Annotated in this window: 26 protein-coding genes; 16 read left to right on the top strand and 10 right to left on the bottom strand. The window is 71.2% G+C overall.

What is annotated here, in order from left to right:
- The first annotated feature begins 517 nt into the window (after window positions 1–517).
- The 4 genes from murI to rdgB are packed head-to-tail and all read left to right on the top strand — an operon-like array spanning window position 518 to window position 3,567.
- On the top strand, window positions 518–1,411 hold the full coding sequence (gene murI / locus ND747_RS12450) for a glutamate racemase (RefSeq protein WP_251733685.1): 894 nt from the start codon (window positions 518–520) through the stop codon (window positions 1,409–1,411).
- Window positions 1,408–2,154, top strand: coding sequence for an MBL fold metallo-hydrolase (locus tag ND747_RS12445; protein WP_251733684.1), 747 nt, complete (start codon window positions 1,408–1,410; stop codon window positions 2,152–2,154). The genes murI and ND747_RS12445 overlap by 4 nt, the downstream gene beginning before the upstream one ends.
- A gap of 34 nt (window positions 2,155–2,188) precedes the next feature.
- Window positions 2,189–2,947, top strand: a complete 759-nt coding sequence (rph, locus tag ND747_RS12440) for a ribonuclease PH (RefSeq protein WP_251733683.1) — start codon at window positions 2,189–2,191, stop codon at window positions 2,945–2,947.
- Window positions 2,944–3,567, top strand: a complete 624-nt coding sequence (gene rdgB / locus ND747_RS12435; protein WP_251733682.1) for an RdgB/HAM1 family non-canonical purine NTP pyrophosphatase — start codon at window positions 2,944–2,946, stop codon at window positions 3,565–3,567. Before rph ends, rdgB begins: the two co-directional genes overlap by 4 nt.
- 6 nt (window positions 3,568–3,573) lie before the next feature.
- Here the strand turns inward: rdgB and ND747_RS12430 are convergent, their stop codons facing one another.
- The 7 genes from ND747_RS12430 to ND747_RS12400 all read right to left on the bottom strand — a co-directional run bounded on the left by ND747_RS12430 (window position 3,574) and on the right by ND747_RS12400 (window position 9,001).
- Entirely contained in the window at window positions 3,574–4,521 is a 948-nt protein-coding gene (locus ND747_RS12430; protein ID WP_251733681.1) for a PLP-dependent cysteine synthase family protein, read from the bottom strand.
- A 32-nt stretch (window positions 4,522–4,553) separates the two neighbouring features.
- Window positions 4,554–4,859 (bottom strand): MoaD family protein, encoded by a 306-nt coding sequence (locus tag ND747_RS12425; RefSeq protein ID WP_251733680.1) that lies wholly within the window; start codon window positions 4,857–4,859, stop codon window positions 4,554–4,556.
- A 201-nt stretch (window positions 4,860–5,060) separates the two neighbouring features.
- On the bottom strand, window positions 5,061–5,465 hold the full coding sequence (locus ND747_RS12420) for a M67 family metallopeptidase (RefSeq protein ID WP_251733679.1): 405 nt from the start codon (window positions 5,463–5,465) through the stop codon (window positions 5,061–5,063).
- 82 nt (window positions 5,466–5,547) lie between these two features.
- Window positions 5,548–6,087, bottom strand: coding sequence for a DUF2017 domain-containing protein (locus ND747_RS12415; protein ID WP_251733678.1), 540 nt, complete (start codon window positions 6,085–6,087; stop codon window positions 5,548–5,550).
- A gap of 509 nt (window positions 6,088–6,596) precedes the next feature.
- Window positions 6,597–6,887, bottom strand: coding sequence for an ATP-dependent Clp protease adapter ClpS (clpS, locus tag ND747_RS12410; protein WP_251733677.1), 291 nt, complete (start codon window positions 6,885–6,887; stop codon window positions 6,597–6,599).
- Between the two features lie 44 nt (window positions 6,888–6,931).
- Complete coding sequence (locus ND747_RS12405; protein WP_251733676.1) at window positions 6,932–7,612, bottom strand: NUDIX domain-containing protein; 681 nt, start codon at window positions 7,610–7,612, stop codon at window positions 6,932–6,934.
- A gap of 27 nt (window positions 7,613–7,639) precedes the next feature.
- Window positions 7,640–9,001, bottom strand: coding sequence for a nicotinate phosphoribosyltransferase (locus ND747_RS12400; protein ID WP_251733699.1), 1,362 nt, complete (start codon window positions 8,999–9,001; stop codon window positions 7,640–7,642).
- Between the two features lie 276 nt (window positions 9,002–9,277).
- Here ND747_RS12400 and ND747_RS12395 point away from each other — a divergent pair, with 276 nt between their 5' ends.
- The 9 genes from ND747_RS12395 (at window position 9,278) to ND747_RS30085 (ending at window position 17,712) form a co-directional block, all read left to right on the top strand.
- On the top strand, window positions 9,278–9,499 hold the full coding sequence (locus tag ND747_RS12395) for a hypothetical protein (RefSeq protein WP_308204612.1): 222 nt from the start codon (window positions 9,278–9,280) through the stop codon (window positions 9,497–9,499).
- 136 nt (window positions 9,500–9,635) lie between these two features.
- A complete protein-coding gene (locus tag ND747_RS12390; RefSeq protein WP_251733675.1) occupies window positions 9,636–11,132 on the top strand; it encodes a helix-turn-helix transcriptional regulator in 1,497 nt (498 codons plus the stop codon).
- 23 nt (window positions 11,133–11,155) lie between these two features.
- A complete protein-coding gene (locus ND747_RS12385) occupies window positions 11,156–12,151 on the top strand; it encodes an NAD-dependent epimerase/dehydratase family protein (protein WP_251733674.1) in 996 nt (331 codons plus the stop codon).
- Window positions 12,152–12,178: 27 nt separating this feature from the next.
- On the top strand, window positions 12,179–12,502 hold the full coding sequence (locus ND747_RS12380; RefSeq protein WP_251733673.1) for a hypothetical protein: 324 nt from the start codon (window positions 12,179–12,181) through the stop codon (window positions 12,500–12,502).
- A 343-nt stretch (window positions 12,503–12,845) separates the two neighbouring features.
- Window positions 12,846–13,271: a transporter gene (locus ND747_RS12375; RefSeq protein ID WP_251733697.1), complete on the top strand. Its 426-nt coding sequence runs from the start codon at window positions 12,846–12,848 to the stop codon at window positions 13,269–13,271.
- A gap of 3 nt (window positions 13,272–13,274) precedes the next feature.
- Complete coding sequence (locus ND747_RS12370) at window positions 13,275–15,572, top strand: ABC transporter permease (protein WP_251733672.1); 2,298 nt, start codon at window positions 13,275–13,277, stop codon at window positions 15,570–15,572.
- Complete coding sequence (locus ND747_RS12365) at window positions 15,569–16,417, top strand: ABC transporter ATP-binding protein (RefSeq protein ID WP_251733671.1); 849 nt, start codon at window positions 15,569–15,571, stop codon at window positions 16,415–16,417. The genes ND747_RS12370 and ND747_RS12365 overlap by 4 nt, the downstream gene beginning before the upstream one ends.
- A complete protein-coding gene (locus ND747_RS12360) occupies window positions 16,414–17,109 on the top strand; it encodes an ABC transporter ATP-binding protein (protein WP_251733670.1) in 696 nt (231 codons plus the stop codon). Before ND747_RS12365 ends, ND747_RS12360 begins: the two co-directional genes overlap by 4 nt.
- Window positions 17,110–17,460: 351 nt before the next feature.
- Entirely contained in the window at window positions 17,461–17,712 is a 252-nt protein-coding gene (locus tag ND747_RS30085) for an AAA family ATPase (RefSeq protein WP_374216216.1), read from the top strand.
- A 235-nt stretch (window positions 17,713–17,947) separates the two neighbouring features.
- On the opposite strand, the gene ND747_RS12355 is transcribed toward ND747_RS30085, so the two are convergent.
- Window positions 17,948–19,300: an ABC transporter substrate-binding protein gene (locus tag ND747_RS12355; protein ID WP_251733669.1), complete on the bottom strand. Its 1,353-nt coding sequence runs from the start codon at window positions 19,298–19,300 to the stop codon at window positions 17,948–17,950.
- 115 nt (window positions 19,301–19,415) lie between these two features.
- Window positions 19,416–21,167, bottom strand: a complete 1,752-nt coding sequence (locus ND747_RS12350) for a hypothetical protein (RefSeq protein WP_251733668.1) — start codon at window positions 21,165–21,167, stop codon at window positions 19,416–19,418.
- A gap of 233 nt (window positions 21,168–21,400) precedes the next feature.
- On the opposite strand from ND747_RS12350, the gene ND747_RS12345 reads away from it, so the two are divergent.
- From ND747_RS12345 to ND747_RS12335, 3 genes are all read left to right on the top strand, one after another.
- The gene (locus ND747_RS12345; protein WP_251733667.1) at window positions 21,401–22,897 is read left to right on the top strand and encodes an acyltransferase; all 1,497 of its coding nucleotides are present in this window, start codon (window positions 21,401–21,403) and stop codon (window positions 22,895–22,897) included.
- A gap of 1,437 nt (window positions 22,898–24,334) precedes the next feature.
- Window positions 24,335–24,778, top strand: a complete 444-nt coding sequence (locus ND747_RS12340; RefSeq protein ID WP_251733666.1) for a hypothetical protein — start codon at window positions 24,335–24,337, stop codon at window positions 24,776–24,778.
- Between the two features lie 276 nt (window positions 24,779–25,054).
- Window positions 25,055–25,477, top strand: a complete 423-nt coding sequence (locus ND747_RS12335) for a DUF2752 domain-containing protein (protein ID WP_251733665.1) — start codon at window positions 25,055–25,057, stop codon at window positions 25,475–25,477.
- A gap of 33 nt (window positions 25,478–25,510) precedes the next feature.
- Here the strand turns inward: ND747_RS12335 and ND747_RS12330 are convergent, their stop codons facing one another.
- On the bottom strand, window positions 25,511–26,419 hold the full coding sequence (locus tag ND747_RS12330) for an RNA methyltransferase (RefSeq protein WP_251733664.1): 909 nt from the start codon (window positions 26,417–26,419) through the stop codon (window positions 25,511–25,513).
- Between the last annotated feature and the right edge of the window lie 64 nt (window positions 26,420–26,483).

The raw sequence follows: 26,483 nt of genomic DNA, 5'->3' as shown, positions 1-26,483 counted from the left end.
TGCGTACCAACCCGCGCAACAACCCGTACGCCGCCAGGCGGGCGGGGGGGCCCCCCCCCGCCACCCCCCGCCCCCCCCCCCCCGCCCCCCGACTGGATCGAGGAGCGACTGGGCGTCGCGGGCCGGGGACGGATGGGAACGACCCGGACACCACAGCCGCGACCTCAACCTACCTGTTCGATAGCTTGTAGTCACTGATCGATTACAAGCAGTTCTAGCCTACACCCTCTTTGCGATCCTTCAACCCGTATGCCGATGCCCACGGCCAGTCGGCGCCACCTCGCCGGTTTTTCGCTTTTCCGCCGACTGCCGGTCATGAGTGTTGACCGAGCCACACATCGTCCGGACGCTGCACGCCCAGCGACGTCGGCGGGTAGCACCAGGACATGACTACAGGACGCCGCACCGGACAGATCGCCACGATCTCGGGCGTAGGTGAGCTGTCCGGCATTGGACAAAAGTTTCGTGATGACAGCCACAGGGTGAGCAGCGGGTTTCCGGCCTAGTCTGATCGCTCATGAGTGGCGCGCCGGTCGGAGTGTTCGACAGCGGAGTCGGTGGTCTCACTGTGGCCCGCGCGATTCTGGACCAGCTTCCGCATGAGCCACTGGTGTATCTCGGCGACACCGCACGGGCGCCGTACGGGCCACGTCCGATCGCCGAGGTCCGTCGGTACGCGCTGGAATGCCTCGACCGTCTGGTGGCCGAGGGAGTGAAGGTGCTCGTGCTGGCCTGCAACACCGCCAGTGCCGCCTGTCTGCGCGATGCCCGTGAGCGCTATGACGTCCCGGTCATCGAGGTGATCCTGCCGGCTACCCGGCGGGCGGTGGCGGCCACCCGAAGTGGCCGCGTCGGCGTCATCGGCACGGTGGCCACGATCACCAGCCGCGCCTACGACGACGCCTTCACCGCGGCCGCGGGCGTCGAGCTGACCAGCGTCGCCTGCCCGGCGTTCGTGGATTTCGTCGAGCGGGGCACCACCTCGGGACGCCAGTTGCTCGGCCTCGCCGAGGCGTACCTTTCGCCCCTGCAGGAAGCGGACGTCGACACGGTGATCCTGGGATGCACGCATTATCCGCTGTTGACCGGTGTGATTGGCCTTGTGATGGGGGATGGCGTAACACTGGTAAGCAGCGCCGAGGAGACAGCGAAGGACACCTACCGCGTGCTGGCCCGAGAGGGCCTCTTCCGCGACCCCGCGCTGCCTCCGCCCAGTCACCGTTTCCTGACCACCGGTGATCCAACGTCTTTCACCCGCGTGGGCCGCCGCTTCCTCGGCCCCGAGCTGCTCGCCGTCCGCGGCGTGCCGCAGCACGGCTTCGGCCCCGACCAGCACAGCGGTCCCGTCCAGCACAGCAGTCCCGTCCAGCAGAGTCATTCCAGCCAGCAGAGCCCGGTGGTGCCACGGTGAAACTGACCATTCTCGGCTGTTCCGGCACGTACCCCGGTCCGACGTCGGCCTGTTCGTCGTATCTGGTCGAGGCGGACGGCTTCCGCCTCGTCGTCGACGCCGGCAACGGCTCCATGGGCGAGCTGCAACGCCACTGCGACCTGCGCGACATCGATGCCGTCCTGCTCAGTCATCTACACGGTGACCACTGTCTGGATCTGGTCGCGAACTCCTACGCCCGGCGCTACCACCCGGAGGGCATGCCGCCCAAGCTGCCCGTCTACGGTCCGATCAACACGCAGGAACGGCTGTGCGGCGCGTTCGAGAAGCGACCCGAGGACAGCCTGGCCGACATCTACGACTTCCGGACCATCGGTGCCGGCTGTCTGCACATCGGGCCGTACCGCATCGATCTGACTCGGGTCGCCCATCCGGTCGAGGCCTACGGGGTGCGCATCACCACCGGCGACAAGGTGCTGACCTACTCGGGTGACACCGGCGCCTGTGACCGGCTCGTGCGCCTCGCCCGCGACAGCGATCTGTTCCTGTGTGAAGCGTCCTTCCTCGACGACGAGGACAACCCGCCCGATCTGCATCTGACCGGACGGGAGGCCGGCGAGCACGCCCAGCGCGCGGACGTCGGGCACCTGGTGCTCACCCACCTGGTGCCCTGGGGCAACGCCGCCCGCTCCCGGGAGGAGGCCGACGCCGCGTTCGACGGCGCGCTGACCGTCGCCAGCCCCGGCGCCACCTTCGAGGTCTGATCAGCGCCGCCGGCCCGGCCGGTAGGGTCACGGCGTGACTCGAGTAGATGGCAGAAAGCCGGACGAGCTGCGTCCGGTCACGATTGCGCGGGGCTGGCAGGAGCATGCCGAGGGGTCGGCTCTCATCACCGCGGGCCGCACCCGGGTGCTGTGCGCCGCGTCGGTGACCACGGGCGTCCCCCGCTGGCGCAAGGGCAGCGGGCTGGGCTGGGTCACCGCGGAGTACTCGATGCTCCCCCGGGCCACCAATACCCGTAACGACCGAGAGTCGGTGCGCGGGCGGGTCGGCGGGCGGACCCACGAGATCTCCCGGCTGATCGGGCGCAGCCTGCGGGCCTGCATCGACCTGTCGGCCCTGGGCGAGAACACGATCGCCATCGACTGTGACGTCCTGCTCGCCGACGGCGGTACCCGCACCGCGGCGATCACGGGGGCGTACGTCGCCCTGGTCGACGCCGCCCGCTGGCTGGGCCGGTCGGCGGCGATCACCACCAGCGTGGCAGCGGTCAGCGTCGGTGTGGTCGGCGGCGAGGCGATGCTCGATCTGGCCTACACCGAGGACTCCACCGCCGACACCGACATGAACGTGGTGTGCACCGGCGCGGAGGGCTTCGTCGAGGTGCAGGGCACCGCGGAGGGTGCCCCGTTCGACCGGGCGATGCTCGACAGCCTGCTCGACCTCGCCGTGCGCGGTTGCGCCCAGCTGACCGCCTGGCAGAACGAGGCACTCGCCGGCCCCGCCCCGGCCGGGCCGCCGGCGCCCGGCACCCGGACGGCGACGGGCGCGCGATGAGTGGACCGACGCGGCTGGTGCTCGCCAGCCGGAACGCGGCGAAGATCGTCGAGTTGCGCCGCATTCTCGCCGCCAGCGGTCTCGACGTGGAACTGGTGGGTCTGCCTGACGGCGAAGAGGTAGCCGAGACCGGTGCCACCTTCACCGAAAACGCGCTGATCAAGGCGCGCGCGGCTGCCGCCCTGACCGGCCTGCCCGCGGTCGCCGACGACTCGGGCCTCGCTGTCGACGAGCTGAACGGCCTGCCCGGCGTGCGTTCCGCCCGCTGGTCCGGGCGCCGCGACGGCACCCGTGAGCAGCGCGACGAGGCGAACAACGCGCTGCTGCTCGCGCAGCTCGACGACGTCGCGGCGCCCCGCCGCGGAGCCGCCTTCGTCTGCGCCGCGGCCCTGGTCACTCCCGGCGGCGCCGAGCTGGTCACCCACGGCGAGCTGCGCGGCGTGCTGCTCGCCGCACCCCGCGGCAGCGCCGGTTTCGGTTATGACCCGCTGTTCCTCGCCGACGGCCAGACCCGCACCAACGCCGAGCTGACCGCCGCCGAAAAGGACGCCATCAGCCACCGCGGTCGCGCCTTCCGCGACCTGGCCACCCAGCTCGGCCCGGTCCTGGGTATCTCCTAGGCGTGCCTACGCCCAGAGTTGACCTTCCAGAGCGGCCTCGGCCTCCTCCAGGGTGCCGGCGTAGGCGCCGGTGGACAGGTACTTCCAGCCTCCGTCGCAGACGATGAGCGCGATCTCGGCCGGCTGGCCGTCGCGGACGGCCCGGTCGGCCAGCGCCAGCGCCGCGTGCAGGATGGCGCCGGTGGAGATGCCGGCGAAGATGCCCTCCTGCTGGACCAGCTCGCGGGTACGGCGCAGGGCCTCCTTCGGGCCGACCGAGTACCGCGTGGTCAGCACCGACGAGTCGTACAGTTCTGGCACGAAGCCCTCGTCGATGTTGCGCAGGCCGTAGACGAGCTCGCCGTAGCGTGGCTCGGCGGCGACGATCGCGATACCGGGCACGTGCTCCTTGAGATAACGGCCGGTACCCATGAGGGTGCCGGTGGTGCCGAGGCCCGCGACGAAGTGGGTGATCTCCGGGAGGTCCTCGAGGATCTCCGGGCCGGTCGTCTCATAGTGAGCCTGGGCGTTGGCCGGGTTGCCGTACTGGTAGAGCATGACCCAGTCGGGGTTCTCGGCGGCAAGCCGCTTGGCGACGGCGACCGCCTCGTTGGAACCGCCGGCCGCCGGCGAGGGCCTGATCTCGGCGCCCCACATCTCCAGCAGCTGGCGCCGCTCCACCGAGGTGTTCTCGGGCATGACGCAGATCAGCCGGTAGCCCCGCTGGCGACAGACCATCGCCAGCGAGATGCCCGTGTTGCCCGACGTCGGCTCGAGCACGGTCGCGCCCGGGGAGAGCAGCCCGCGCTTCTCCCCGTCCGCGATCATCCACAGCGCCGCCCGGTCCTTGATCGAACCGGTGGGGTTGTCCTGCTCCAGCTTCGCCCACAGGCGGACCTGCGGCGACGGGGACAGTCGCGGAAGCCCGACCAGCGGGGTCCGGCCGACCGAGTCGGCCAGGGAGTCGTATCGCATGAGTCGGACCTGCCGCTCGGAATCAGGCCGGCTCAGCCGGCGGTGGTCGGCCGCACGGACCCACCCGCCACCGCCGGCAGGATGGTCACCTCGTCGCCGTCCTTCAGCTTCGCGTCCAGCCCACCGAGGAAGCGCACGTCCTCGTCGTTGATGTAGATGTTGACGAACCGGTGCAGCTCGGCGCCGTCGTCTCCGGTCACCAGCCGGCCACGCAGCCCGCTGTGGCGGGTGTCTAGGTCATGGAAGAGGTCGGCGACCGTGTCACCCGCGCCCTCGACCAGCTTCGCACCCCCCGTGTAGGTACGCAGAATCGTCGGCACACGGACCTGGACTGCCATGATGTTCCTTTCACGCGGCTGGGAGTGCGACTCGAACTGCTACTGGGACGCCCGGACAGCGCCGGGAGACCCGACCCGGGACCTTCGGTACCGGGTCGATGACGTTCCGGGGCGACGGACCCGGGACGGTGCCCCGCCGGGATGGTGCCCCGGGACGACAGACCCGGCGAGCGACGCCCGGGACAATAACGCCCGGGCGGGTCAGACGATTTCCACCGGCTCCTCGGTGACCTGCCCGTCGACGATCCGGAACGAGCGGAACTCGGTGCTCCCGGGCTCCCGGGTCGAGGCCAGGACGTAGTGGGCACCGGGCTCGCCCGCCAGCGAGATGTCGGTACGTGACGGGTAGGCCTCGGTCGCGGTGTGCGAGTGGTAGATCACGACGGGCTCCTCGTCACGATCGTCCATCTCCCGCCAGACCCGCAGCTGCTCCATCGGGTCGAACCGGTAGAAGGTGGGCGAACGCTCGGCGTTGTCCATCGGGATGAACCGCTCCGGCCGATCCGAGCCTGCGGGCCCGGCGACCACGCCGCACGCCTCGTCCGGGTGGTCACGCCGGGCATGAGCGACAATCGCCTCATAACAGGCACGGTCGATTCGCAGCACCGGCCCACCGTACGACGCGGACGGGGCAATGGGCTCGTAGCTCTGACGATTGGCCCAGGCGATCAGCCCGGCAACCGCACGCTCAGCCCAGCGCCCGGGTGAGGTCGTCGAGCAGCTCGGTGAGGAAGCCGTACACCGCCGCCAGCGGTCGGCGCGGGTCGTCGGCGGGAAGGTACTCGAGCTCGCCGGTCGAGTCGTCGTCGGTGAGGTCCAGCCGGGTGCCCAGGACCAGGCGCAGGTCGTTGAGGGTGGTCAGCCAGTCCTGTGCGGCGGCTTCGTCGAGCACCAGCACCCGGCCGGGACCCGGCACCGCGGCCAGTACCCGGCGGGCGGCCTCACGCTTACGGGCGAGCAGGTCGTCGGTGCGGCGGCGCCGGAAGTCCCCGGAGGCCATCGGGTCGTCCGGGTAGGGGTCGGGCAGCAGGCGGGACAGCGCCGGGTCGTCCGGCGGCGGCGGGGCGGTGTCGCGCAGCCCGACCAGCGCCTCCAGTGGATCCTCGACCGGCGGTGGTTCGAGCATGCCGTCGATCTGGCCGACAAGCTCGGTGAGCAGTGCCGCCTCCAGCTCGGGCAGGCTCAGCTCGATGCCGGCCCCGGTTCGCCGGAAACCGTCTGCGGCCACGTCCTCACGTCCTCACCGTCGCGACCGTCGCGCGCGTCCGTCAGCAGCTTAGTCCAGCCAGTGACCGCATCCGGCAGGTGACTCGGCGCACGGTCGGCCGCAACGGGGCCCCGGCCGGCCGGCACCGGGCGCCCATGGGCAGCGACCGCGGGACGGACGCGAGGGAACCCAGAAGGGGGTAGCTCGGACGATCAAGCCGCGAACACTCGGGGTGACCGCCGCCGAGAACATCGGACCGCATACTGAACACCTACAAGAAAACGACATCCGCACACTGACGCGCAGGACGTCGACCAAGACGCGCGGGCCGGTCGGATTTCCGGGAACCGGGACATCGGTCAGCAAAGAACGGCGAACTGGTTTAGGACGGAGAGGCCGCAGTCGACCGGAGCGGAGACCGAAAACCACACCCCGACCTCGGCTCGGTGCACGGGATGAAAGGTGTACGGGACGGATCGGGATATCCCGGGACCGGTGGACGGACCCGGGATATCGACGGAACGGCGTGATCAGTCCTGCGCAATGGTTGCCCACAGTCCGTAGGCATGTAGGCGCGCAGCGTCGGTCTCCATCTCCTCTCTGGTGCCGGTGGCGACCGAGGCCCGGCCCTTGTGGTGGACGTCGAGCATGAGCTCGTGAGCCTTCGTCCGGCTGTAACCGAACAGCTTCTGAAACACGTACGTCACGTACGACATCAGGTTGATCGGATCGTTCCAGACGATCGTGACCCACGGCCGATCGTCGTCGACGGACTCGTCGACCTCCTCGACATCGAGAGGCGACACGGCGGTGACAGACACGAGTCCTATTGTGACGCCTTCCCGACCCTCGGACCGAGCAGCCCTCAGACCGAGCGGCGCAGCAGCGGGGGGTGCAGGGCGGTCGCCGCCCCCCGGCTGTAGAGCTCGGCCGGGCGACCGCCCCCGCGCGGAGACGTGCGCCGTCCACACGGGACGACGAAACCGGGGGTGGACAGCACCTTGCGCCGGAAGTTCGGTGGGTCCAGGGCGACCCCCCACGCCGCCTCGTAGACCCGGCGCAGATCGGCGAGGGTGAACTCGTCCTCACAGAAGGCCGCGGCCAGGGGGGTGTACTCGAGCTTCGCCCGGGCCCGCTCCACACCGTCCGCCACGATCCGTTGATGGTCCGGCGCGAGCACCCGCTCGGCGGTGGTGGTCAGCTCGTCCACCGGGCGCCAGCAGACCCGGCCGGCCGCCGCGGACACGGTGGCCAGCAGATCGGGAAGCAGGGCGAGGTAGGCGACGCTGACGCCCGAGATCCGCGGGCCGCGGTGCGGACCACCGTAGGTGCGCAGCTGCTCGAGATGCCCGGTACCGGTCACCCCGGCCTGGTCGGTGAGCTGCCGGGCGGCGGCGGTGTCAAGGTCGGTGTCACCGTCGACGAACCCCCCGGGCAGCGTCCAGACGTCCGCACCGGCCCGTCCGGTCAGCAGGACGCACAGCTGACCCGAACGCAGGGTCAGCAGGACCAGGTCCACACTGACGGCGACGGCGGGCGGCGACACGTCTCCAGTGTGGCCGGTCGGCGTGGATCAGGACCCGGCGGTGTGGACGACGGGCAGGCAGGGCTGGCCGAAGCGCACGTCACCGGCGCTGCGCGGCAGGGCGGCGAACGCGCGGGCATGGTGCTCGCGGGCCCGGGCGGTGCCCGCCGGACCGATCAGCCCCTCATCGGTGAGCCTGCCGCCGACGACGAGCTGGCGCAGCAGCTCCCGGTCCCGGCTGTTCTCCGTCACCCCGGACGACCGTCCCCCGGACGGGGCCGCTTCAAGCGGCCTCCCCCCGAGCGACGCCGCGTCGAGCGAGGTTGCCCCGGCCGGAACGACCTCGGTCTGCACGATGTCGGCCACCGCCCGTCCGGCCGGATCGTGACGGCGTAGGACCCGCTTGCGACCGCCGCGGGTGCCCTTGCCCACCGACCGTTTCGCCACCGGGGCGCCGTCCACCTCGACCAGTTTGTAGACGAAACCCGCCGTGGGCGCACCCGACCCGGTGACCAGGCTCGTCCCGATCCCGTAGCCGTCCAGGGGGCTGGTGGCGAGGCGGGCCAGGGCATGTTCGTCGAGGTCGCCGGTGGCGACGATCCGGGCGCCCGGCGCCCCCAGCCGATCAAGCTGGGCGCGGGTGGCACGGGCCAGCGCGGCCATGTCACCGCTGTCGATGCGTACCGCGCCCAGCCGCGGGCCGGCCGCCGCCACCGCCGCGGCGACCCCCTCGGTGACGTCGTAGGTGTCCACCAGCAGGGTGGTGTCGGCACCGAGCGCCCGCACCTGGGCGGCGAACGCGTCGGCCTCGCTCGGATGCACCAGGGTGAACGCGTGGGCGCTGGTCCCGACGCCGGGCACGCCGTAGCTGCGGCCCGCCTGCAGGTTCGAGGTGGCGGTGAACCCCGCGACGTAGGCGGCCCGCGCGGCGGCGACGGCCGCCGCCTCATGGGTGCGCCGCGAACCCATCTCCAGACAGGGTCGCCCGGCGGCGGCGGCGACCATCCGGGCCGCCGCGGCGGCGACGGCGCTGTCGTGGTTGAGGATCGACAGCACCAGCGTCTCCAGCAGGACCGCCTCACCGAAGGTTCCCTCGACGACGAGGACGGGCGTGCCGGCGAAAAAGGGCTCGCCCTCGGCGAAGGCGTGGATGTCGCCATGGAAGCGGTAGTCGGCCAGCCACGCCGCCGTGGCCTCGTCGACGATCTCCTCGGCCCGCAGGACGGCCAGCTCGTCCGGGCCGAAACGGAAGTCCGCCAGGGCCTCGAGCAGCCGTCCCGTACCGGCCAGCACGCCGAACCGGCGGCCGGGCGGCAAAGCTCGGGTGAAGACCTCGAAGACCACATGCCGGTGGGCCGCGCCGGACTGCAGGGCGGCGCGGAGCATGGTCAGCTCGTAGCGATCGGTCATAAGTGCCGTGGACACCCGAACAGGCTAGGGACGACGCCCGTCAGATGCGCGCCGAGTGGTTACGACGGGGGTGCACGCGTCGCCCGGCACCCCGGCCCAGGCGGACGTCGATGTGGGCGTCGGCGTGCACGACGACCCGGCGAGCCGCCGCGGACGGGCAGATCGGCCGGGCGGCAGGACGGATCTCGCCGGGCGCACCACAACAGCGAACCGGCCGGGTGACATCGCGGGAGAAACGGAGCTGGTGGATGAATTACCCGGGACGGTCAGGGCGCCGTGGGTCGCTATGCGATGGTCTTCCCTGTGGACCACAGCAATGCGGGCGTCTTCCTTGTCGTGGTCGGTGGCGCGCTGCTCGCGCTGCTGGTGTTCGGAGCGCGCGCGGGGCGCGGGATCGCGGGTGAGTTCTGGGGCCGGATCCGCTTCCTGCGCTGGATACTTGTGGTGATCATCATTGTGATCATCTGGGATCTTCACGACGGCTTGTCAAACGGATGAGACCCGTCGCCAGGAGTCACCGGACGCCGCCGGACCGCCCCGAAGGGGAGTGGTCGATTTATGTCACTGCGCTCGCAGATGCCCGACTCGTTATGCTCACTTCGCGTAACACTTTTGTCGGATGAGAGGACAGCAGGTGACTGGTCACACCTGGCTCTGGACTCCGCCGCGGGCCACTCCGGCCAGCGTCGGTGTCGGCCAGCTCCTGAGGGCCTATCGACAGGCTCACGGGCTGACTCAACAGCAGTTGGCCGATCGGCTCGGCTTCGACCAGTCGTACGTGTCCAAGGTCGAAAGCGGCCGGCGGGCGATCCACGACATCTCGACGCTGCGTCACATCGCCCGGAACCTGGCGCTGTCTCCCGAGGACGTCGGGCTCGCCCCCGGGGCGATGAACGACCGTCGTCGCGAGGCCGCCCCCCGCAGCCCCGCCGCCGAACAGGTCGCCGCGAGCCAGCGCGCCTGGCGGCTGACCCGTGACCACCTCAACCACCACCGGATCAGCCTGGCCCGGGCCGCCGTGCGGCTCTACCCGGAGACCGACCGGCTCGGCAGCGGCCTGCTGTCGCGTCCGGGCTGGGTGTGGGACCGGCCGGTCGACATCGACGACGTCGAGCTGCGCTGGCGGGACGGGGTCGAACCGCCGCTGATCAAGGGGGACGAACCGGAGACCGCCGGCAGCCGCCCGCTGCTCGGTGGGGCCAACCCGCAGACCCGTTACCAGCGCTACACCCGGGCGATGCGCGACCTCGACCGACCGACCCTGTTCGAGAACCGGTTGAGCTTCCGGCTGCTCGACATCAGCGGGGACGGTACGGCGCCGGCGAGCGCGACCAACCGTCCGACCCTCGACTTCGGCCACACCACCTACTTCGACGCGGTGGACGTGTGCGAGACGGTGGCCCACGAGGCGGCCGCGGCGATGGCCGGCTCCGGCCTGTCCTGGCCGGCGCTGCCGTTCCGGGCCCGGATCGGCAGCCCGTTCGACTTCGCCCGCCGGGTGGCGCTGCCCTCCATCAACACCCTGACGATCCGGCACGACCGGGGCGGGCAGGCCAGCTTCTTCCTGCACCGGCGCAGCGCCGGGTCGGTGGCCACCGCTGGCGGGGTCTACCACGTGATCCCGGCCGGGGTGTTCCAGCCGTCCGGGATCACCGCCGTGCACCATCAGGCCGACTTCGACCTGTGGCACAACATCATGCGTGAGCTCAGTGAGGAGCTGCTCGGCAACCCCGAGCACGACGGCAGCTCGTCGCGTCCGATCGCCTACGAGACGGACGAACCGTTCCGTTCGTTCGAGCAGGCGCGGCGCGCCGGGACGATGCGCGTGTCGTACTTCGGCCTCGGCCTCGACGCGTTGACCTTGTTCGGCGAGATACTCACCGTCGTGGTCATCGACGCGGACGCCTTCGACAAGCTCTTCGGTGGAATGGTGCAGAGCAACACAGAGGGTTCCGTCGTCACCGCCGGGCCCAACCGGGCGGTGACCGAGGGCATCCCGTTCACCCACGCGGCGCTGCGGCGCCTCGTCGACACCGAGCCGATCGCCCCGTCGGCTGCGGCCTGCCTCGAACTCGCCTGGCGCCACCGGGAGACCCTGCTGCCCGGCCTGCGGGTGCGGGCCGGCGCCTGATCCGGGGCAGGCTGATCCGGATCATGCGCGTACTCGTCACCGGCGCGTCCGGGTTCATCGGCGCGGTGGTCACGGACGCCCTGGCCGCTGCGGGCCACACGGTGACGGCGATGGTCCGCAACCCGGCCGCGGCACCGGCGTTCGCGCCGGGGGTCGAGGTCGTCGTCGCGGACCTGCTCCGTTCGCCCACGCTCGCCGCGGCCGGGGTCACCCGGGGCTTCGACGGGGTGTGCCACCTGGCCGCGCTCACTCGGGTGCGGGAGTCCCGCACCGCGCCGCTGCGTTACTTCCAGGCCAATCTCACCGGCACCGCCAACCTGCTGACCGCGTTGGAGGCCGGCACCGAACGCACCGGGGTGGCACCCGCACTCGTCTTCGGCTCCAGCTGCGCCGTCTACGGGGACATGGACCTCACCGGCGTGCCGGAAAGCCGCCGGCCGGACCCGTCCAATCCGTACGGCGCGTCCAAACTCGCCGCCGAACGCCTGCTCGGCCACCAGGCCGGCACGGGACTCGTCGGCGCGGTGATCCTGCGTTCGTTCAATGTGGCCGGGGCCGCCCTCGGCCACTTCGACTCCGATGACAGCCGCATCATCCCATCGGCGATCGCGGTCGCCAGCGGTCGCCGGGACGTGTTCCGGGTCAACGGGGACGGCCGGGCGCTGCGGGAGTACGTGCACGTCGGGGACATGGCGACCGCCTACCTCACCGCCCTGACGGTGGCCGCACCCGGGCGTTGCGCGACCTACAACGTCGGCAGCGGGGTGGGGGTCAGCGTCATCGACGTCCTGGCCGCGGTCGGGCGGGTCAGCGGGCGCCCGGTGCGCCGGGTGCACTGCCCGCCGGTCGCCGAGCCCCAGGCACTCATCGGCGACAGCCGGCGCATCCGGGCGGAGCTCGGCTGGAGCTCGCCGTGTTCCAGCATCGAACGGATCGTCGCCGACGCCTGGTGCCACGGACGGGCTGCCGGGGGCACCGGCGTGCCGCCGCGCCAGCGCAACGTGCCGATCATCACCTGATCAATCCACCCGCCCCACCCTATGATCATGAGTGGCTTCCCCGACCCCGAAGGGCTGGCTGTGATGCGGGCGGACCGACCCACGGGCCCACGGCCCTGCCATGTCTACGACTACGACGGCGAGTACCTCGGTTCCTTCACGAGCTGGTCGGCCGCACACGAGTGGGCGCACCTGCAGGCGGCGATGGGCGGTGTCCTGGGCCCGCTGGAGGTCGAGGACCGACGCGTCGGCGAGCGCCGACGGGTCTGGGTGGACCGGTGCGCGACCCTCGGCGCAGCGGCCACCGCGGTGCTGTGTGACGTTCTCGACGCCGCCGCCCACATCCCCGCCCAGACCTGTCGTCCGGACTGACCAGCCGACACGCTCCGGGCTGTCCGAGGCGTGCTGCCAGCGCGTCGGCGACGTGCCCTCCGGCATGGGTCGACATCACGGCAGTTGCGCCGCACACTGTCCGCGAGCGGACATACCATCCGGCTCGTCGCGGAGGTTGACCTATCCTCTGATTCCGAATGCGACGAAGCTTCCCGTGCCACCGGAGCTCGCCGGGAACATCCCTGGGCCACCCGACGGCAGGCCTGTGCAGCTCCGCGCACTAATCTGACGTCTGTCGAGACCCGGATCATCCGCCGGGACGGGCGCCAGCGGGGGAACGCCCGCACGACCGACGACGAGACGCTCCATGGGGGAGACGAACGTGAACGAGCAGACCGGTGGGCCCGGCAAGGCGCGGCCCACCACCCGCCTGGTGGTCGACGTGGTCCGTGCGCTGCGGGGATGGGTGGTGGCAGCGGCCGGCGGGGTGCTCCTGCTCGGCTGCTATCTCGGCGTCTCCAAGCAAACGGATGTAGCCATGCAGCTACCATACGTGGTATCAGGTGGCTTCGGCGGCCTGGCCCTGGTGCTCATCGGCAGTGCCCTGCTGGTGGCCGACCGGGTCGAGGCAACCCAGGCCGCACAGGCCCGGGCGACCGCTCAGATCGACGACCTGCACTCGCTGATCATCGCGGCGGCCACCACCGGCCTGGAAGCCGAGGGCAGCAAGCCCGCGGCGGACGCGTACCCGCAGCAGAACGCCTATGCAGCCACCCCCGGCACCGCGGCACCCAGCCGGCACGGCTGACCAGTGACCAGCATCGACCTGGGGCTCGCCGGCATCTCGCTCGGCGCGATCGCCGCGCTGTCCGGCATCGGCCTGCTGGTGACCTACCGCACCAACGGGGTGCTCAACCTCGCCCAGGGCGGTATCGCCACGCTGGTCGCGTACGTCTTCCGGGAGATGGTCGTCGAGTGGGGCCTGCCGATCTGGCTGGCCGCCGTACTCGCGCTGGGTGTGGTGTCCCCGGGCATCGGCCTGCTGCTGGAACGGCTGGTCTTCCGGCCGCTGGCCCGTCGGCGCGCCTCGGCGGCCGAATCGCTGGTGGCAAGCCTGGGCGTGCTGGTGCTGATCCTTGGCATCACCGCCGGGCTGTGGGGGCTGGGTTCACGCAGCGACGCACCGAGCATCTTCCCGGCGCACTCGGTGCGGCTGTTCGGCGACACCCGGATCGGTGTCGACGCCCTCGCCGAGCTGGCCATGGTCGTGGTCTTCGCGATCGTGATCGGGCTGATCGGCGCACGGACCGCGTTCGGCCGCCAGATCCGCGCCGTCGTCGACGATCGGCAGCTCGCCGAGCTCTCCGGCGTCCCCGCCGACCGGGTGGCAGCCGCCGGCTGGGCCGCCGGCACCACGCTTGCCGGCCTCACCGGCGTCCTGCTCGCGCCCCGCTTTCAGCTCAACCCCTACGGCCTGACCCTGCTGGTGCTGGAGACGTTCGCGGTCGTCGTGGCCGCCCGGCTGTCCAGCATGCCGGTCGCGGTGCTCACCGCCCTGGGCATCTCGATCCTGCAGAGCGAGCTGCGCCAGTTCACCCTGGACGGCGACGCCGGGCAGATCCTCACCGTCCTGCAGTCGAACCTGTTCATCGTCGCGCTGCTGATCCTGCTGCTGGCCGTGCCGAAACTGCGCGAGCTCGGCAGCGGCGACTCGGGCGCGACGTCGAGTTTCTCGAGCCGGGGTGCCCCGCCGTCCGGGCGGGTCGGCCAGACCCGGTTCCGCCGCGACTACCTCGGCAAGCTCGGCGGCTTCGCGCTGCTGCTCGCCCCGCTTACGTTCGCGCCCTCCGACCTGCGCTCGGCCTTCCAGGTGCCGGCGCTGGCCCTGATCTTCCTGTCGATGGTGATCGTAACCGGGTACAGCGGGCAGATCTCGCTCGGTGTCGCCGGATTCGCCGGGCTCGGCGCCCTGCTCTCACTCAAGCTCGCCAACGGCGACCTGTTCGGCCTGCCCGCGCTGCCGGGCATCTGGGCGATGCTGGTCGGCGCGCTGCTCGTGGCCCCGGTCGGCCTGATCACCGGCTACCCGGCCATCCGCCGCCGCGGGCTCACCCTGGCCCTGACCACCTTCGCGGTTGGCGCGGTCGTCAGCCGGTTCGTCTTCGAGCAGCCGACGTTCGCCAGCGGCCTGTACCTTGATCCGCTCACCGCGTTTGGCCACGCACTGTCGGAGAAGGCCTTCTACGTCCTCGAGTTGCTGTGCCTCGGACTCGGCCTGCTGGTGGTGCGCAACCTGCACCACGGCCGGCTCGGCCGGGCGCTGCTCGCGGTGCGCGACCACTCCGGCGGTGCGGCCGCGATCGGCGTCGACGTGCGCAACCTCAAGCTGCTCGCCTTCACCGTGTCCTCGGTGATCGCCGGGCTCGGCGGGGCGCTGCTGGTGCACTCCAGCTACTCCTTCGCCGCCGACGACTTCGCGCCGCTGCAGAGCCTGCTGTGGTTCACCGCAGTCGTGGTGTTCGGTGCCGACAGCGCCGCCGGCGCCATCGTCGCCGCCGCGTTCATGGTGACCATCGACGTGCTCGCCCCCGCCGGCACCTCGACGCTGGCGGTCGGCATCCTGGCGCTGGCACTGGGCTGGATGCCCGGTGGTCTGGCCTCCGCGGTGCGCGGCGTGCTGCGACTGCTCGCCCAGTACCTCGCCGACAGCTTCGTCGATCCCAACCAGCGCGCCCCCCGGCCGGTGCCGGTGCGCATCTCGGCCGTCGGCTATCTGCCGGCGACCACCGGCATCGTCGGCAACAGCGGGCTGCCCGGCATCGGGGCGACCCTGGGTGCGGCCCGCTCGGGCCACGTTCCGCGCTGGCCCGCCGTCTCCGGCTCCTATGGCCCCCTCGCGGGCGCGCCGGCACCCACCCCGTTCGGCGCCGCCCTCGTGGCCGCCGTCGCCCAGTACGCCGCCGGCCAGGCGGGCCAGGTGACCCACGCCGCCGCGCCGGCCGGCGGACCGGACCTGGTGGGAACGGCCGCCGGCACGGGCAGTTCAGGCGGGCCAGGCGAGCCGATATCAGGTCCGGGTCCGACGACGCAGGCGGGGGGTTGGCGATGAGCCGCGGAGTGCTGCAGGGCGTGGGCCTGGTACGCCGCTACGGCGGCCTGACGGCGGTCGACCATGTCGACCTCGTCGCCCCACCCGGAATGATCACCGGTCTGATCGGGCCGAACGGCGCCGGCAAGTCGACACTGTTCAGCCTGCTCACCGGGGTCGAGCAGCCCGACGAGGGCCAGGTGCTGCTGGGCACGACCGATATCACCCGGATGCGCCCGGACATCCGTTCCCGGCGTGGCCTGGTGCAGACCTTCCAGGTGCCGTCCCTGTTTCCCACCCTTACCGTGGCGGACAACCTCCTCGTCGGCGCCGAGAACCGTCGCCGCGACTACGCCGGCGGCCTGCTCGGCCTCTCAGCACAGGGCCGGGGCCGGATCAGCCGCACTGTGGCGGGCCTGCTGGAACGCACCGGGCTCGCGCCCAAGGGGCCGGTGGACCAGGTCGTCGAGGAGGTACTGGCCTCCCTCGGCCTGGCCGACCTCTGCGACACCATCGCCGGCACGCTGCCGACCGGCGCGCTGCGGCTGGTGGAGTTCGCCCGGGCCCTGTGCGCCCAGCCGGACATCCTCCTGCTCGACGAGCCGGCCAGCGGGCTCGACAACGCCGAGACCGCCAAGCTCTCCCAGCTCCTGCGCCAGACCGCCGATCGCGGGGTCGGCATCCTCATCGTCGACCACGACGTCGACCTGGTCTTCTCTGTCGTCGACCAGGTCTATGCCATGGTCGGCGGCAAGGTGGTCGCCTCGGGCGACCCGCAGACCGTCCGTGACAACCCGACCGTCCGGTCGGTGTACCTGGCCCAGGCACCGCTCGCCGCCGCCGGCCAGGCCCGGGAGGGATCATGACTTCGGTCACCGCGGAGCTGGAGCTCTCCGGCGCGCGCGCCGGCTACGGCACCGTCGAGGTGTTGCACGGCATCGACCTGGCCCTGCCCGCCGGCAAGGTGACGGCGCTGCTCGGCACCAACGGCGCCGGCAAGTCCACCACGCTGCGGGTACTGGCTGGTCTGATCCCACTGCGCTCGGGCACCCTGACCTGGCGCGGCGAGGACATCACCCGGATGTCCACCGTCGACCGGGCCCGGCGCGGGCTCATGCTGGTGCCCGATGAGCGGGCGGTGTTCGCCACCCTGTCCGTCCGCGACAACCTGCAGATCATCGCGGAGGCCAGCGGGCACCCGGACATCACCCCGGCGCTGGAGTCGTTTCCCCGGTTGAAGGAGCGGCTCTCCCAGCGGGCCGGTTCCATGTCCGGCGGTGAGCGCCGGATGCTGGCGCTGGCCCGGGCCCTGCTGGCCCGCCCGTCGGTGCTCATGGTGGACGAGCTGTCTCTCGGCCTGTCCCCCAAGGTCGCCGCCGACCTGTTCGGCTGGCTGGCAACGGTCGCCGCATCCGGCACGACCGTGCTGCTCGCCGACCAGTACACCGAGCAGGCGCTGGCCATGTCCGACCTGGTCTACGTCCTGCACCGCGGCGAACGCTCCTTTCTCGGTCCCCCCGCCGAGTTCGCCACCTACACCGCCGCCGCCTCGGTCTGATGCCCTCCTCGGTCCTGACTGGCCGCCCGCTGCTCGCGCTATCTGGCTGGCTGGCTCATCGGTCGGACCTGGCTGGCTGCTCGCTCCGACGTGGCGGTGGTGGCTGAGGCCAGATGGTCGCCGTGCCGCCGGTCAGACCGGCTGATCGTCGATCACGCGAAGGGTGGGCCGCGGATCGGATCCGGCTCCCCGCGTCTGGGGAGGTCAGGCCTGATGGGACGTAAGTTCTTGACCGCCGTGACCAGCCACGCCGATCGCACCATCGCCCTCTTCCACGGCTGATCCTGATGCATCCGACCGGGCCCGGTCTAGGGCCCGGTCTAGGGCCCGGTCTAGGGCCAAGCGGTACCCATCCGCCGGTACGTCCTCACTGGCGCCCCTGGTGCCGGCAAGACCACGCGTGGGCACCTGTTGGCGGCCCGCGGACACACCGTCATCCACGATGCTGCCACCGACGAACCGTCCGGTGGGAATCCGGCCGGGGCCCGTCCTGACCAGGACACCCAGACAGCCGGCGCTCCCCGTCCTGGTACGCGCAGTGCGCAGGAGATTCGGCGAAGGCCGCACCATCGCACGGCCGCGTGCCCGCCACATCGTGGGTGACGCGCACGGCCGTCGCGCTCCGTCCGATATCGCCGTGCCGGCGCGCCCGCGTTTGCTCCGTCGTCCCTGCCTGTCCGAGCAGGAGCCTGCCGTGCATGACAACGGGCCCCGACCTGGAGCCACCGCGCAGGTCGCGGGGTCCGATCGGGGCCCGGTTGTCAGGCCATCGCATACAGCTCTGCTGGTGCTCTCGGTGCGGTGGTTCTGGCAGTGCGGTGGTTCTGGCGGCGTGGGGTCAGCCGGCGGAGTAGGGCAGGTTGGGGACGTCGAAGCAGTTGGTGTTCATGTCCTTGACCTGGCTGACCCAGCCGCCCTTGCCACCGTTGGCCGAGTCCTGCCAACGGGTGACGTTCAGGCAGTTGTGCTCCTGCGTCGGGGGGGTCGCGTCGTGGGTGAACACGCGGTTGGTCGGGATGAGCAGACCGTGACCGTCATAGCCCTTGCCGTTGTTCATGAACGCCTCGACGCACTTGCGGGTCACGTCCGCACCGCAGGAACGGATGGCATCGGTCAGCCACTGGGCCGACGCGTAGCCCTCCAGCATCCACAGGTTCTCCTTGGCGACCCGGTCGGGTGCCGCGGCCTGCAGGTCCTTCTGGTACTGGGCGATTGCCGGAATCGAGGTGTCCGAGTAGTTCGCGGACCCGCTCGTCGCATAGATCGCGTTACGGCAGTTCGGCGACGCGCTGTAGATCTGGCCGATGTTGTTCGCCATGCCCTGGGCAGTGGCTACCTTGGCCTGCAGCGGCATCCGCTGACTTTCGATCGAGTTGCACAGCTGGGCGTTGCCGCCGTCATCCATCGCGTCGAAAACCACCTGGACGCCACGGCGCTTCAGGTCGAGCACGGCGGAGTCCCACGCCGGGGCGCCAAGGTTGATCTCCTCCTTGACGACCGTGTAGCCCTCCTTCTCCAGACCGTTCACGATCGACGTGGCATACCGCTGCGACTGGGCGACGTTGTAGTAGACGACACCGGCAACCTTGGAATGCAGGTTGTTCTTGAACCAGCGGTAGATCTCGGTGCCCGCGTACAGCGTTCCGTTGTAGCCGGGACGCGAACCGTTCCGCGGGTAGTAGCTGCCGTAGATCGAGTACAGGTGCGGGTACTGGTCGTAGGAGTTGTCGACGGGCTGGCCGCCGATGTCCGGGACGCCCTTGGAGTTGATGTACTGCGCGCCCCCGTAGCTGAAGGCCGTCACGCCCGCCAGCGCGAAGACCTTCTGGTCGTCCACGAGCTTGTGGGCACAGTTGGCGTTCTCCTCGCCCGAGCCCTTGTCGTCGCATTCGACGAGGTTGACCTGGCGACCGTTGACCCCGCCGGCGGCGTTGAGAGCCTTGAAGTAGGCTCGCGCCCCGTACAGCGACGCCGAGAACGTGTCCGGGCCGAAGCCACTGCTCAGGCCAGCGATCGACCCGACTTTTATCTCCGTGGGCGTCACTCCCACGTCAGATGCGGTGTTGTTCGACGCACTCGTCGGTGCGTTGGAGGCCGTCGTACCGGAGCCGGTGCTCCCAGCCCGGCTACCGCAGGCGACAAGCGCCAACGACGACAGGACGACGACGGCGACGAGCGGCTTCGCTCGCATGGACATGATCTCCCCTGGTAGATCGGTGACGCGCGACCTGCACAACCGGGTCGACGTCCTCGACACGTCGTCCTGACGGCGGCGCCGATGCCACCGTAGACTACGCACAGTTACATCATCCTGTGTTGCGGACAAACATGCGGCGCCACCAGCGTCGACGTACCGGGGGCACGCTCCCGTTGTCCACGGGCGTGCCCTGGCCGGACGAGGCGTCCGCCCCGGTGTCCGCCGGCCTGTCGTCTGCGGCCCCGGTCTCCCCGTACCCGGCGTCGCTGTTCACGGCGCCCTCGCTCCCGACGGGGCTGGTCCCGACGCCGGGCGGCCGAAGGCCGTTCGTCCCACCGTCGTTCGACCCGCTGCTGGTCGATCCGCTACCGCCCGACCCACCGTGGTTCGAGGCGGTACCGATCGATCCGGCACCGTTCGAGCCAACGTACGCCGGCCCACCGCCCACAGGCCCGACTTCACTGTCGGTGCCCGGGATCGATGGCTTGAACTCGGTCCGGTCGGCGGGCTCGGACACCGTACCGCCGACGTCGGTCATCCGTGCTGGCGCGGCACCCGACGGTGCCGAACCCGTGGCTGTCGTCACTGACGGTATCGCCGGCCCGGACGTCGCTGCGGTGTGCAACGCCCCCGTGGGTGCCGACCCAGGCGGAGCGGACGCGATGGTGCCAAGCTTCGCCATCGCCTCGTCAAGTGCTGCCAAGGCCTGCCCGATCGCGGCCACGGTGTCCTCGGATGGACCAGTCCCCGCCGCCCTGACCGGCAGAGCCACCACCCGGCCAGGCCCCGTTGCGACCGGCGCAGCCGGCTGTTCCTCGGCCGCCTCTGCCGCCGCTACCTGGTCCGTGACCGGCCCAGCCACGACGAGCTCGCTCGGCTCAGCAGCTGTGGCCTGGTCCACGATCGACTCGTCCGGTCCCGCGATGCCCGGCTCTGCCGCAACTGACTCAGCCGCGCCCGGCTCAGCCAGCGCTACCTCAGCCGGTTCCGCCTCAACCGGTTCCGCCTCAACCGGCAATCCCCTGGACGGCAGCGCCTCAGACCCCGATGTCTCCGCCTGCGCTGCCTCGACCGGCGGCACCCCGGGCTCCGGCACCTCGGGCTCCGGCACCTCGGGCTCCGGCACCTCGGGCTCCGGCACCTCGGACGACAGCGCCTTGAGGGAAGGCGCCTTGAGGGAAGGCGCTTCGAAGGACGGCAGCTCGGACCCCGCTGCCTCGACCAGTTCTACCTGGACCGGCGGAACCTCCGGCGCGAACGTCGCCGGTTGCGGTAGCTCGGCGGCGGCGGGGGCCGCTACCGGGTGATCGACAATGGGTTCGACCGACGCGGGGGGCAAGGGCGTGACGACTGCTTCGACCGGTGCAGCTTCCTCGGGTGCCTCGGCCAGGGCGAGAGCCTCGGGCAGCTCGGGTGCGGTGCGAGGCCTGTCATCTGGTTCGGCGGCCTGGGACGCGTCCGGAGCCGGGGTCAGGAGCACGCCCAAAGCCGGCGCGGCGAGCTCATCCGCAACCGGCGCAGCAGGGCCGTCCGAGACCGGCACGGCAAGCCCATCCGGGACGTGAGCCGCAAGCCCGTCCGGAGCCGGGAGCTGGTCTGACGCGGCGGCAGGGGGCGGAATCGTCGGGAGTACGGGTGCGGCCGGCGGGGCTGTGGGGGCCGTGGGGGCCGTGGCCAGGCGGTTCACGATCCGACCGCCGTCCCCGGGAGCGCGGCTGAGCTGGCCGGACTGGACGAGCCGGCGGCAGACCTGGTTCACCGTGCCCCGACTCGCCCCGATCGCGGCGGCCAGTCTGCCGTCGTCCATTCCCTCGGGGACCTGGGCAAGCTGGTCGAGGATCCGCTCAGCAACAGTAGCCACAAAACGGGACGCTATACGTCATCTGACGATCGTCCGCAATCGGGGTCACCACCACCGGCGGGGTGTCCGTCCCAGCGCGGTGGGCATCGGCCGCGCCAGGACCACACCCACGCCGCCATCGTTCACCTTCGATGACCGGTAGACCACGGAGAGCTATATTCCGCCGGGAGGTGCCGCTTGGCCGGTGACCCGGCCAGCTCTGCCGTGAACACGAACGCCAAGGGGATGCCTGTATGACCGTCTGTGATCCGCGGCCCACGCTCGAATCGAGCTTCGACCCGCAACGCAACTGCTTCGGGCTTCTGCGGATCATTTTCGCGCTCGTGGTTTTCCTGCAACACGGACTCATCGCAGGCGGGTTCGCATCGGTTCCCGGCGCGCACTCCCATTTCGACCCCGCGGCGGCCGCCGTCGACTGCTTCTTCGCGGTCAGCGGCTTCCTCATCACCCGCAGCCGGCTGCGCATCAGGTCGTCCTGGCGCTTCCTCTGGCATCGTTTTCTGCGCATTTTTCCGGCATTCTGGGCCTGCCTGGCGGTCACGGCGCTGGTCATCGCGCCGCTTGGCTGGCTGCATACCCACGGGACGCTGCACGGATATTTCACCGCCGACGCACACGGGCCGTTCGCCTACATTCGTGCCAACAGCATGCTGCTGATGCACTTCTACGACATCGCCGGTACACCCGACAACGTACCGATCACGGCGCTGCCCGATGGCCCGGTGGCCTGGGACGGATCGCTGTGGAGCCTGGTGTGGGAGGCGCTGTGCTACCTGGGGATCGCCGCGCTCGGGGCGACCGGTCTGCTGCGGCGCCGGCCCTCGGTGTTGTGGGCGCTTGCCGGTTCGCTGTGGCTGCTGTGGGTGCTGCGCTGGCTTGACCTCGCGGCGCTGCCGACGGCGCTGGACAACGAGTTCATCGGCGCGACCGTCCGGCTCGGTTCGCTGTTCCTGGCGGGCGCGGCCCTGTGCGTATATGCCGGGCGGATCCCGGATCGGACGTGGCTTGGGCTGCTCGCCGTCGCCGTCGCCGGCGCCGCGCTCGCGATTCCGGACGGGCACGCGCTGGCCAGCCTGCCGTTGGCCTATGCCTGCGTCTGGGCGGCACTGCGGGCGCCACAGGTGCGGCTGCCGGGTGACCGGATCCTTCCGCTGCACCGGGTCGGCGTCACCACGGATCTCTCCTACGGGGTCTACATCTACTCCGCGCCGGTGCAGCAGCTGCTGGCCGTCTATGGCCTGTACCGGCTGGGTTCGCTGCCGTGGGTCGCCGCGACCCTGACCGGCACCGTGCTGGTGGCGCTGGCCAGCTGGCGGTTCGTCGAGGCACCGGCCCTACGGCACAAGAACGACGTCCTTTCCGGGCAGGCCGCGCTGGCGGCGCTGCGGCGGGAGCTGGCACTCCCCCGGCCGGGACGGCACCGACGCCGGAGCGGCCGCGCCACCGGCACCTCGTCCAGCAGAGCCGTTCCTGCCAGCAGAGCCGTTCCCGCCGACTGCGGCACCGTTTCGGCGCAGACGACCGGTGCCATCCCCGTCCAACGCGACGGCGGGCCGCGGGAACGGGACGGTGGTCGGCAAGGCCCGGACGACGCCGCGTCCGACGGACGCCCCGGCGGCCAGTCGGTCGTCGCCGACCTGGCCATCGGTAACCGGATCGTCGGCGAACAGCAGCAGGGCCAGCAGAACCCACAGGAAAAGGCCGACCCGGTTGGCGGTCATCATGGGTAGTCCCATCGTCCCGACCACGCTCAGCACGGTGACGGACGTGGCGAAGCGGCGCTGCGCGGGCGGTCGCACCCGGCGCACCCGGCGCCACGAGGCGACCACCAGCGCCAGCACCACGGCCAGCAGGGCGACGCCGACCAGCCCACCGACGACGACCGCCTCCGCCCAGGCCGAGTCGTACGGGACGGCCAGCCCGCTGACGCCGTAGCCCAGCCAGGGCCGGCTGTCCAGGACGTAGGACCAGGCCCGTGCGGACGCGCCGACCGAGTGAAAGCGGTCGGCGGTGTACTGGGCGAACAGTCCGCTCGAACCCGCGCCGGGAATCAGCATCCGCAGCATCCAGGAACCGTTCCAGTGGGTGAGCCCGGCCTGGGCCGCGCCGAACGCGCCGACCACCAGCAGGGTGCCGAGCGTGCAGGCCCGGCGCAGTGGCCGGCCCAGCCGCGCGGCCTGCCACACGGCCATCGGCACCCCGCACAACAGAAAGATCTTCGAAACGCTCAGCACACCGCCGACCAGGATGGGTCCCGCCGTCAGCGCCAGCAGCGCCGGGCGGTCACCCCGGCCGGGCCGGGCGAACAGGTAGACGACGGCGAACAGGGCGAGGGAGTAGGCGACCCCGGCCTCCACCGGCTGGTTGAAGATTCCGGAGAGCCGACCGTTGTTCAGGGCCAGCAGCGCCACGCTCTGCCCGTCCAGCGCGACACCGCCCCAGAACGCGCCGAGCACCGGGGTCAGGTCGGTGACCAGGCCGAGCATCGCCACCACGGCATTGAGCACCATAAGTACGACGAACACCCGGCAGAAACGGTCGAGTGCCTCCGTCCGGTCGTAACCGCAGCCCATCCAGCGACCGACCATGAGCAGCACGGCGACCGGATAAAGGTAGTTGTCCATGCCGGCCAGCAGCGATCCCGGCTCGAAGTCACCGAGCACGGTCACCCCGATCGAGTCGAGTATGACGAACGCAGCGAAGGACGCCCAGACCACCAGCATCACGAGATGCCGCGAGGAGAGACCCCGATACATTCCTCCAGCTGGCAGGAAAAGGAGCATTCCGCCGTACACGACGACCTGCTCCGTACGTATTCCACCTGCCACATAGGGGCCGAAACCGGCCACCACAGCCAGATACATCCAGGCTTTTGCCGTACTGGTGGACGTGACATTCATGGGCTGCGGCACCGCCGCATCATGACACACGACAAGAGCGATTCCCCACGATTTCCCGGCCGGCGACGCACCTCGGCGGCCCCGCCCGGGACATCCTTTCCGCGGGATTGCCGACCGGACGGGCGTGCCGTCCACGGTCCGGGCAGGCCCGTGGTTGACCGGGCTGACCACGGGAAGGTGGACCAGCAGAGCGTGCCGGGAACGGCCCGGAACGCACCGACGCCGAAGCCGGGCCCGTGTGCAGGGTGGCCGGCCAAGGAGGCCGCCATGACGCCGCCAGCCGCAGAAACCGGACCCTGGAACACCGAGGACGCTCCGCTCGAGCCCGCGGAAATCCTCGACAGTGACGAGCTCGGCTCGACCGAGGCCGGCCGCGATCCGCTCGACGACACCTGGGACGCACCCGACCGGCCAAGCGAGAACCTGCGTTTCCCCGCGACACCGCGGGAGGAACGCCGAGGGGCCTCACTGGACCGGTTGCTGGCCGCCGAGCTGCCCGATCCTGACCCCTACCTGGAAGCCGAGCGTCGCGCGTCCGATCCCGAGGGCACCCGCGACGACTACACCGACGGGGACGGCCACCCCGGCGAGGGCAGCTATCCCGGCGACACCGGAAGCGATGACTACACCGGCCGGGACAGCCATGCCGACAGAGGCATGGCGGCCCGCCGGACCGGTACCGCCGAGGAACGTGCCCTCCACATCGAGTGACCGACCTGACCGTCCCGCGGCATCTGCCTCGGCGACCCGCGGGTGCCGGTCCCGGCCTCAGGTTCGGGGCCGGCCTCGCTTCGGGCCGGGAGCCGACGTCGGCTCGGGCCTGCCCGAGGAGGGCATGGGTTCGACCGGGCTACGCTTTCGCCCGTGGCATCTGACATGGCATCCGACGTGGACGGCGCGCAGCCGTGGGCGCCGCGGACCGGCGCCACGCAGCCCCCCGCTCGGACGACGCAGTCACGGGGTCGGGTGCCACCGCCGCCTGCCTGGATGACGCAGCCACGGATCTGGGCGCCGCGGGCTCGGCTGGTCGGTTTCGCCGCCGTCGGCGTCATCACGGCCGTCGCCGCGGCGCGGGTGTATCTGGTCGACCCAGCACATCCGGGGCACTATCCGGTCTGCCCGTTCCGCTGGGCCACGTCGCTGGACTGCCCGGGATGCGGATCGTTGCGCGCCGCGCATCAGCTGCTGCACGGCCATCCCGGCAAGGCGGCCAACTACAACCTGTTCTTTGTCGTGGTCGCCCCGATTCTCACCTTCGGATGGCTGGTGGCCATGGCCCGGGCTGGCGGGTGGCGGCGACCACTGCCCCGCATACCGGCCCGGGCACTGCCGGCGATTCCGGTTGTGGTGATTGCCTTCTGGGTGCTGCGTAACCTGCCGCTCCCCGGTTGTACCTGGCTCGCGGCCTGACCCGCGGCGCCCACAGCTCGGACGGCGGCCGAGTCAGCGGCGACCGAGCAGGTAGCAGGCGATGGCGGCGGTCGCGGCCACGTTCAGGGAGTCGACGCCGTGGGCCATCGGGATTCGCACCCGGGCGCTCGCCGTGGCCTGGGCCGACGTGGACAGCCCCGGCCCCTCGGTGCCGAGCAACAGCGCCACCCGGGCCGGGCCGTCCTCGGGAGTGTCCCCGGCGCCAGCCGGGCTGGGGGTGCCGGACCGGCGGGCGGCATAGGCGGCAAGGTCGTCGGCGTCCGCGGCGGGGGTGAGGGCGAGCAGGTCGAAGCCGGCCGCGCGCAGGTCGGCAAGGGCCGCGGGCCAGGGATCAAGCCGGGCGTAGGGGACGGCGAACACCTCCCCCATCGACACCCGCACCGACCGCCGGTAGAGCGGGTCGGCGCAGCGCGGGCTGAGCAGCACCGCGTCCATGCCAAGGCCGGCGGCAGACCGGAAGATCGCCCCCAGATTGGTGTGGCTGACGATGTCCTCACAGACCAGGATCCGGCGGGCGGTGGCGAGCACCTCCGCGGGCGTACGGGGTGGACGCCGGCACATCGACGCGAGCGCCCCGCGATGCACCTCGAATCCGGTGATGGCGGCGAGCACGTCCGGGCCGGCGACGTACACCGGCACGTCCGGGGGCAGGTCCGCCGGCACCGCGGCGAGCCGCGCCGGGGAGACCAGCACGGACCGCGGCCGGTAGCCGGCCCGCAGGGCCCGCACGATCACCCGCTCGCCCTCGGCGATGAACAGTCCGTCGGCCGGTTCCCGCCGACGGCGCAGTGCCACGTCGGTGAGCGCGACGAAGTCGTCCACCCGCGGGTCGGCCGCATCCTCGATGCGGACGGGATCACCGGCGACGGGTCGCGTGCCGTCAGCCGGGCGCACCCCGCGGCCCGACGCATCGGCGGCCATGGCCTCCTCCCCCATCCGCACTGTTCCTGTCCCCCTGATCTGCGGTCAGCATCCCGCTCGGCGA

It is taken from the genome of Frankia sp. R82, assembly GCF_023716925.1.
Lineage (GTDB): Bacteria > Actinomycetota > Actinomycetes > Frankiales > Frankiaceae > Frankia.
This window is presented reverse-complemented; position numbering and strand designations above follow the sequence as displayed.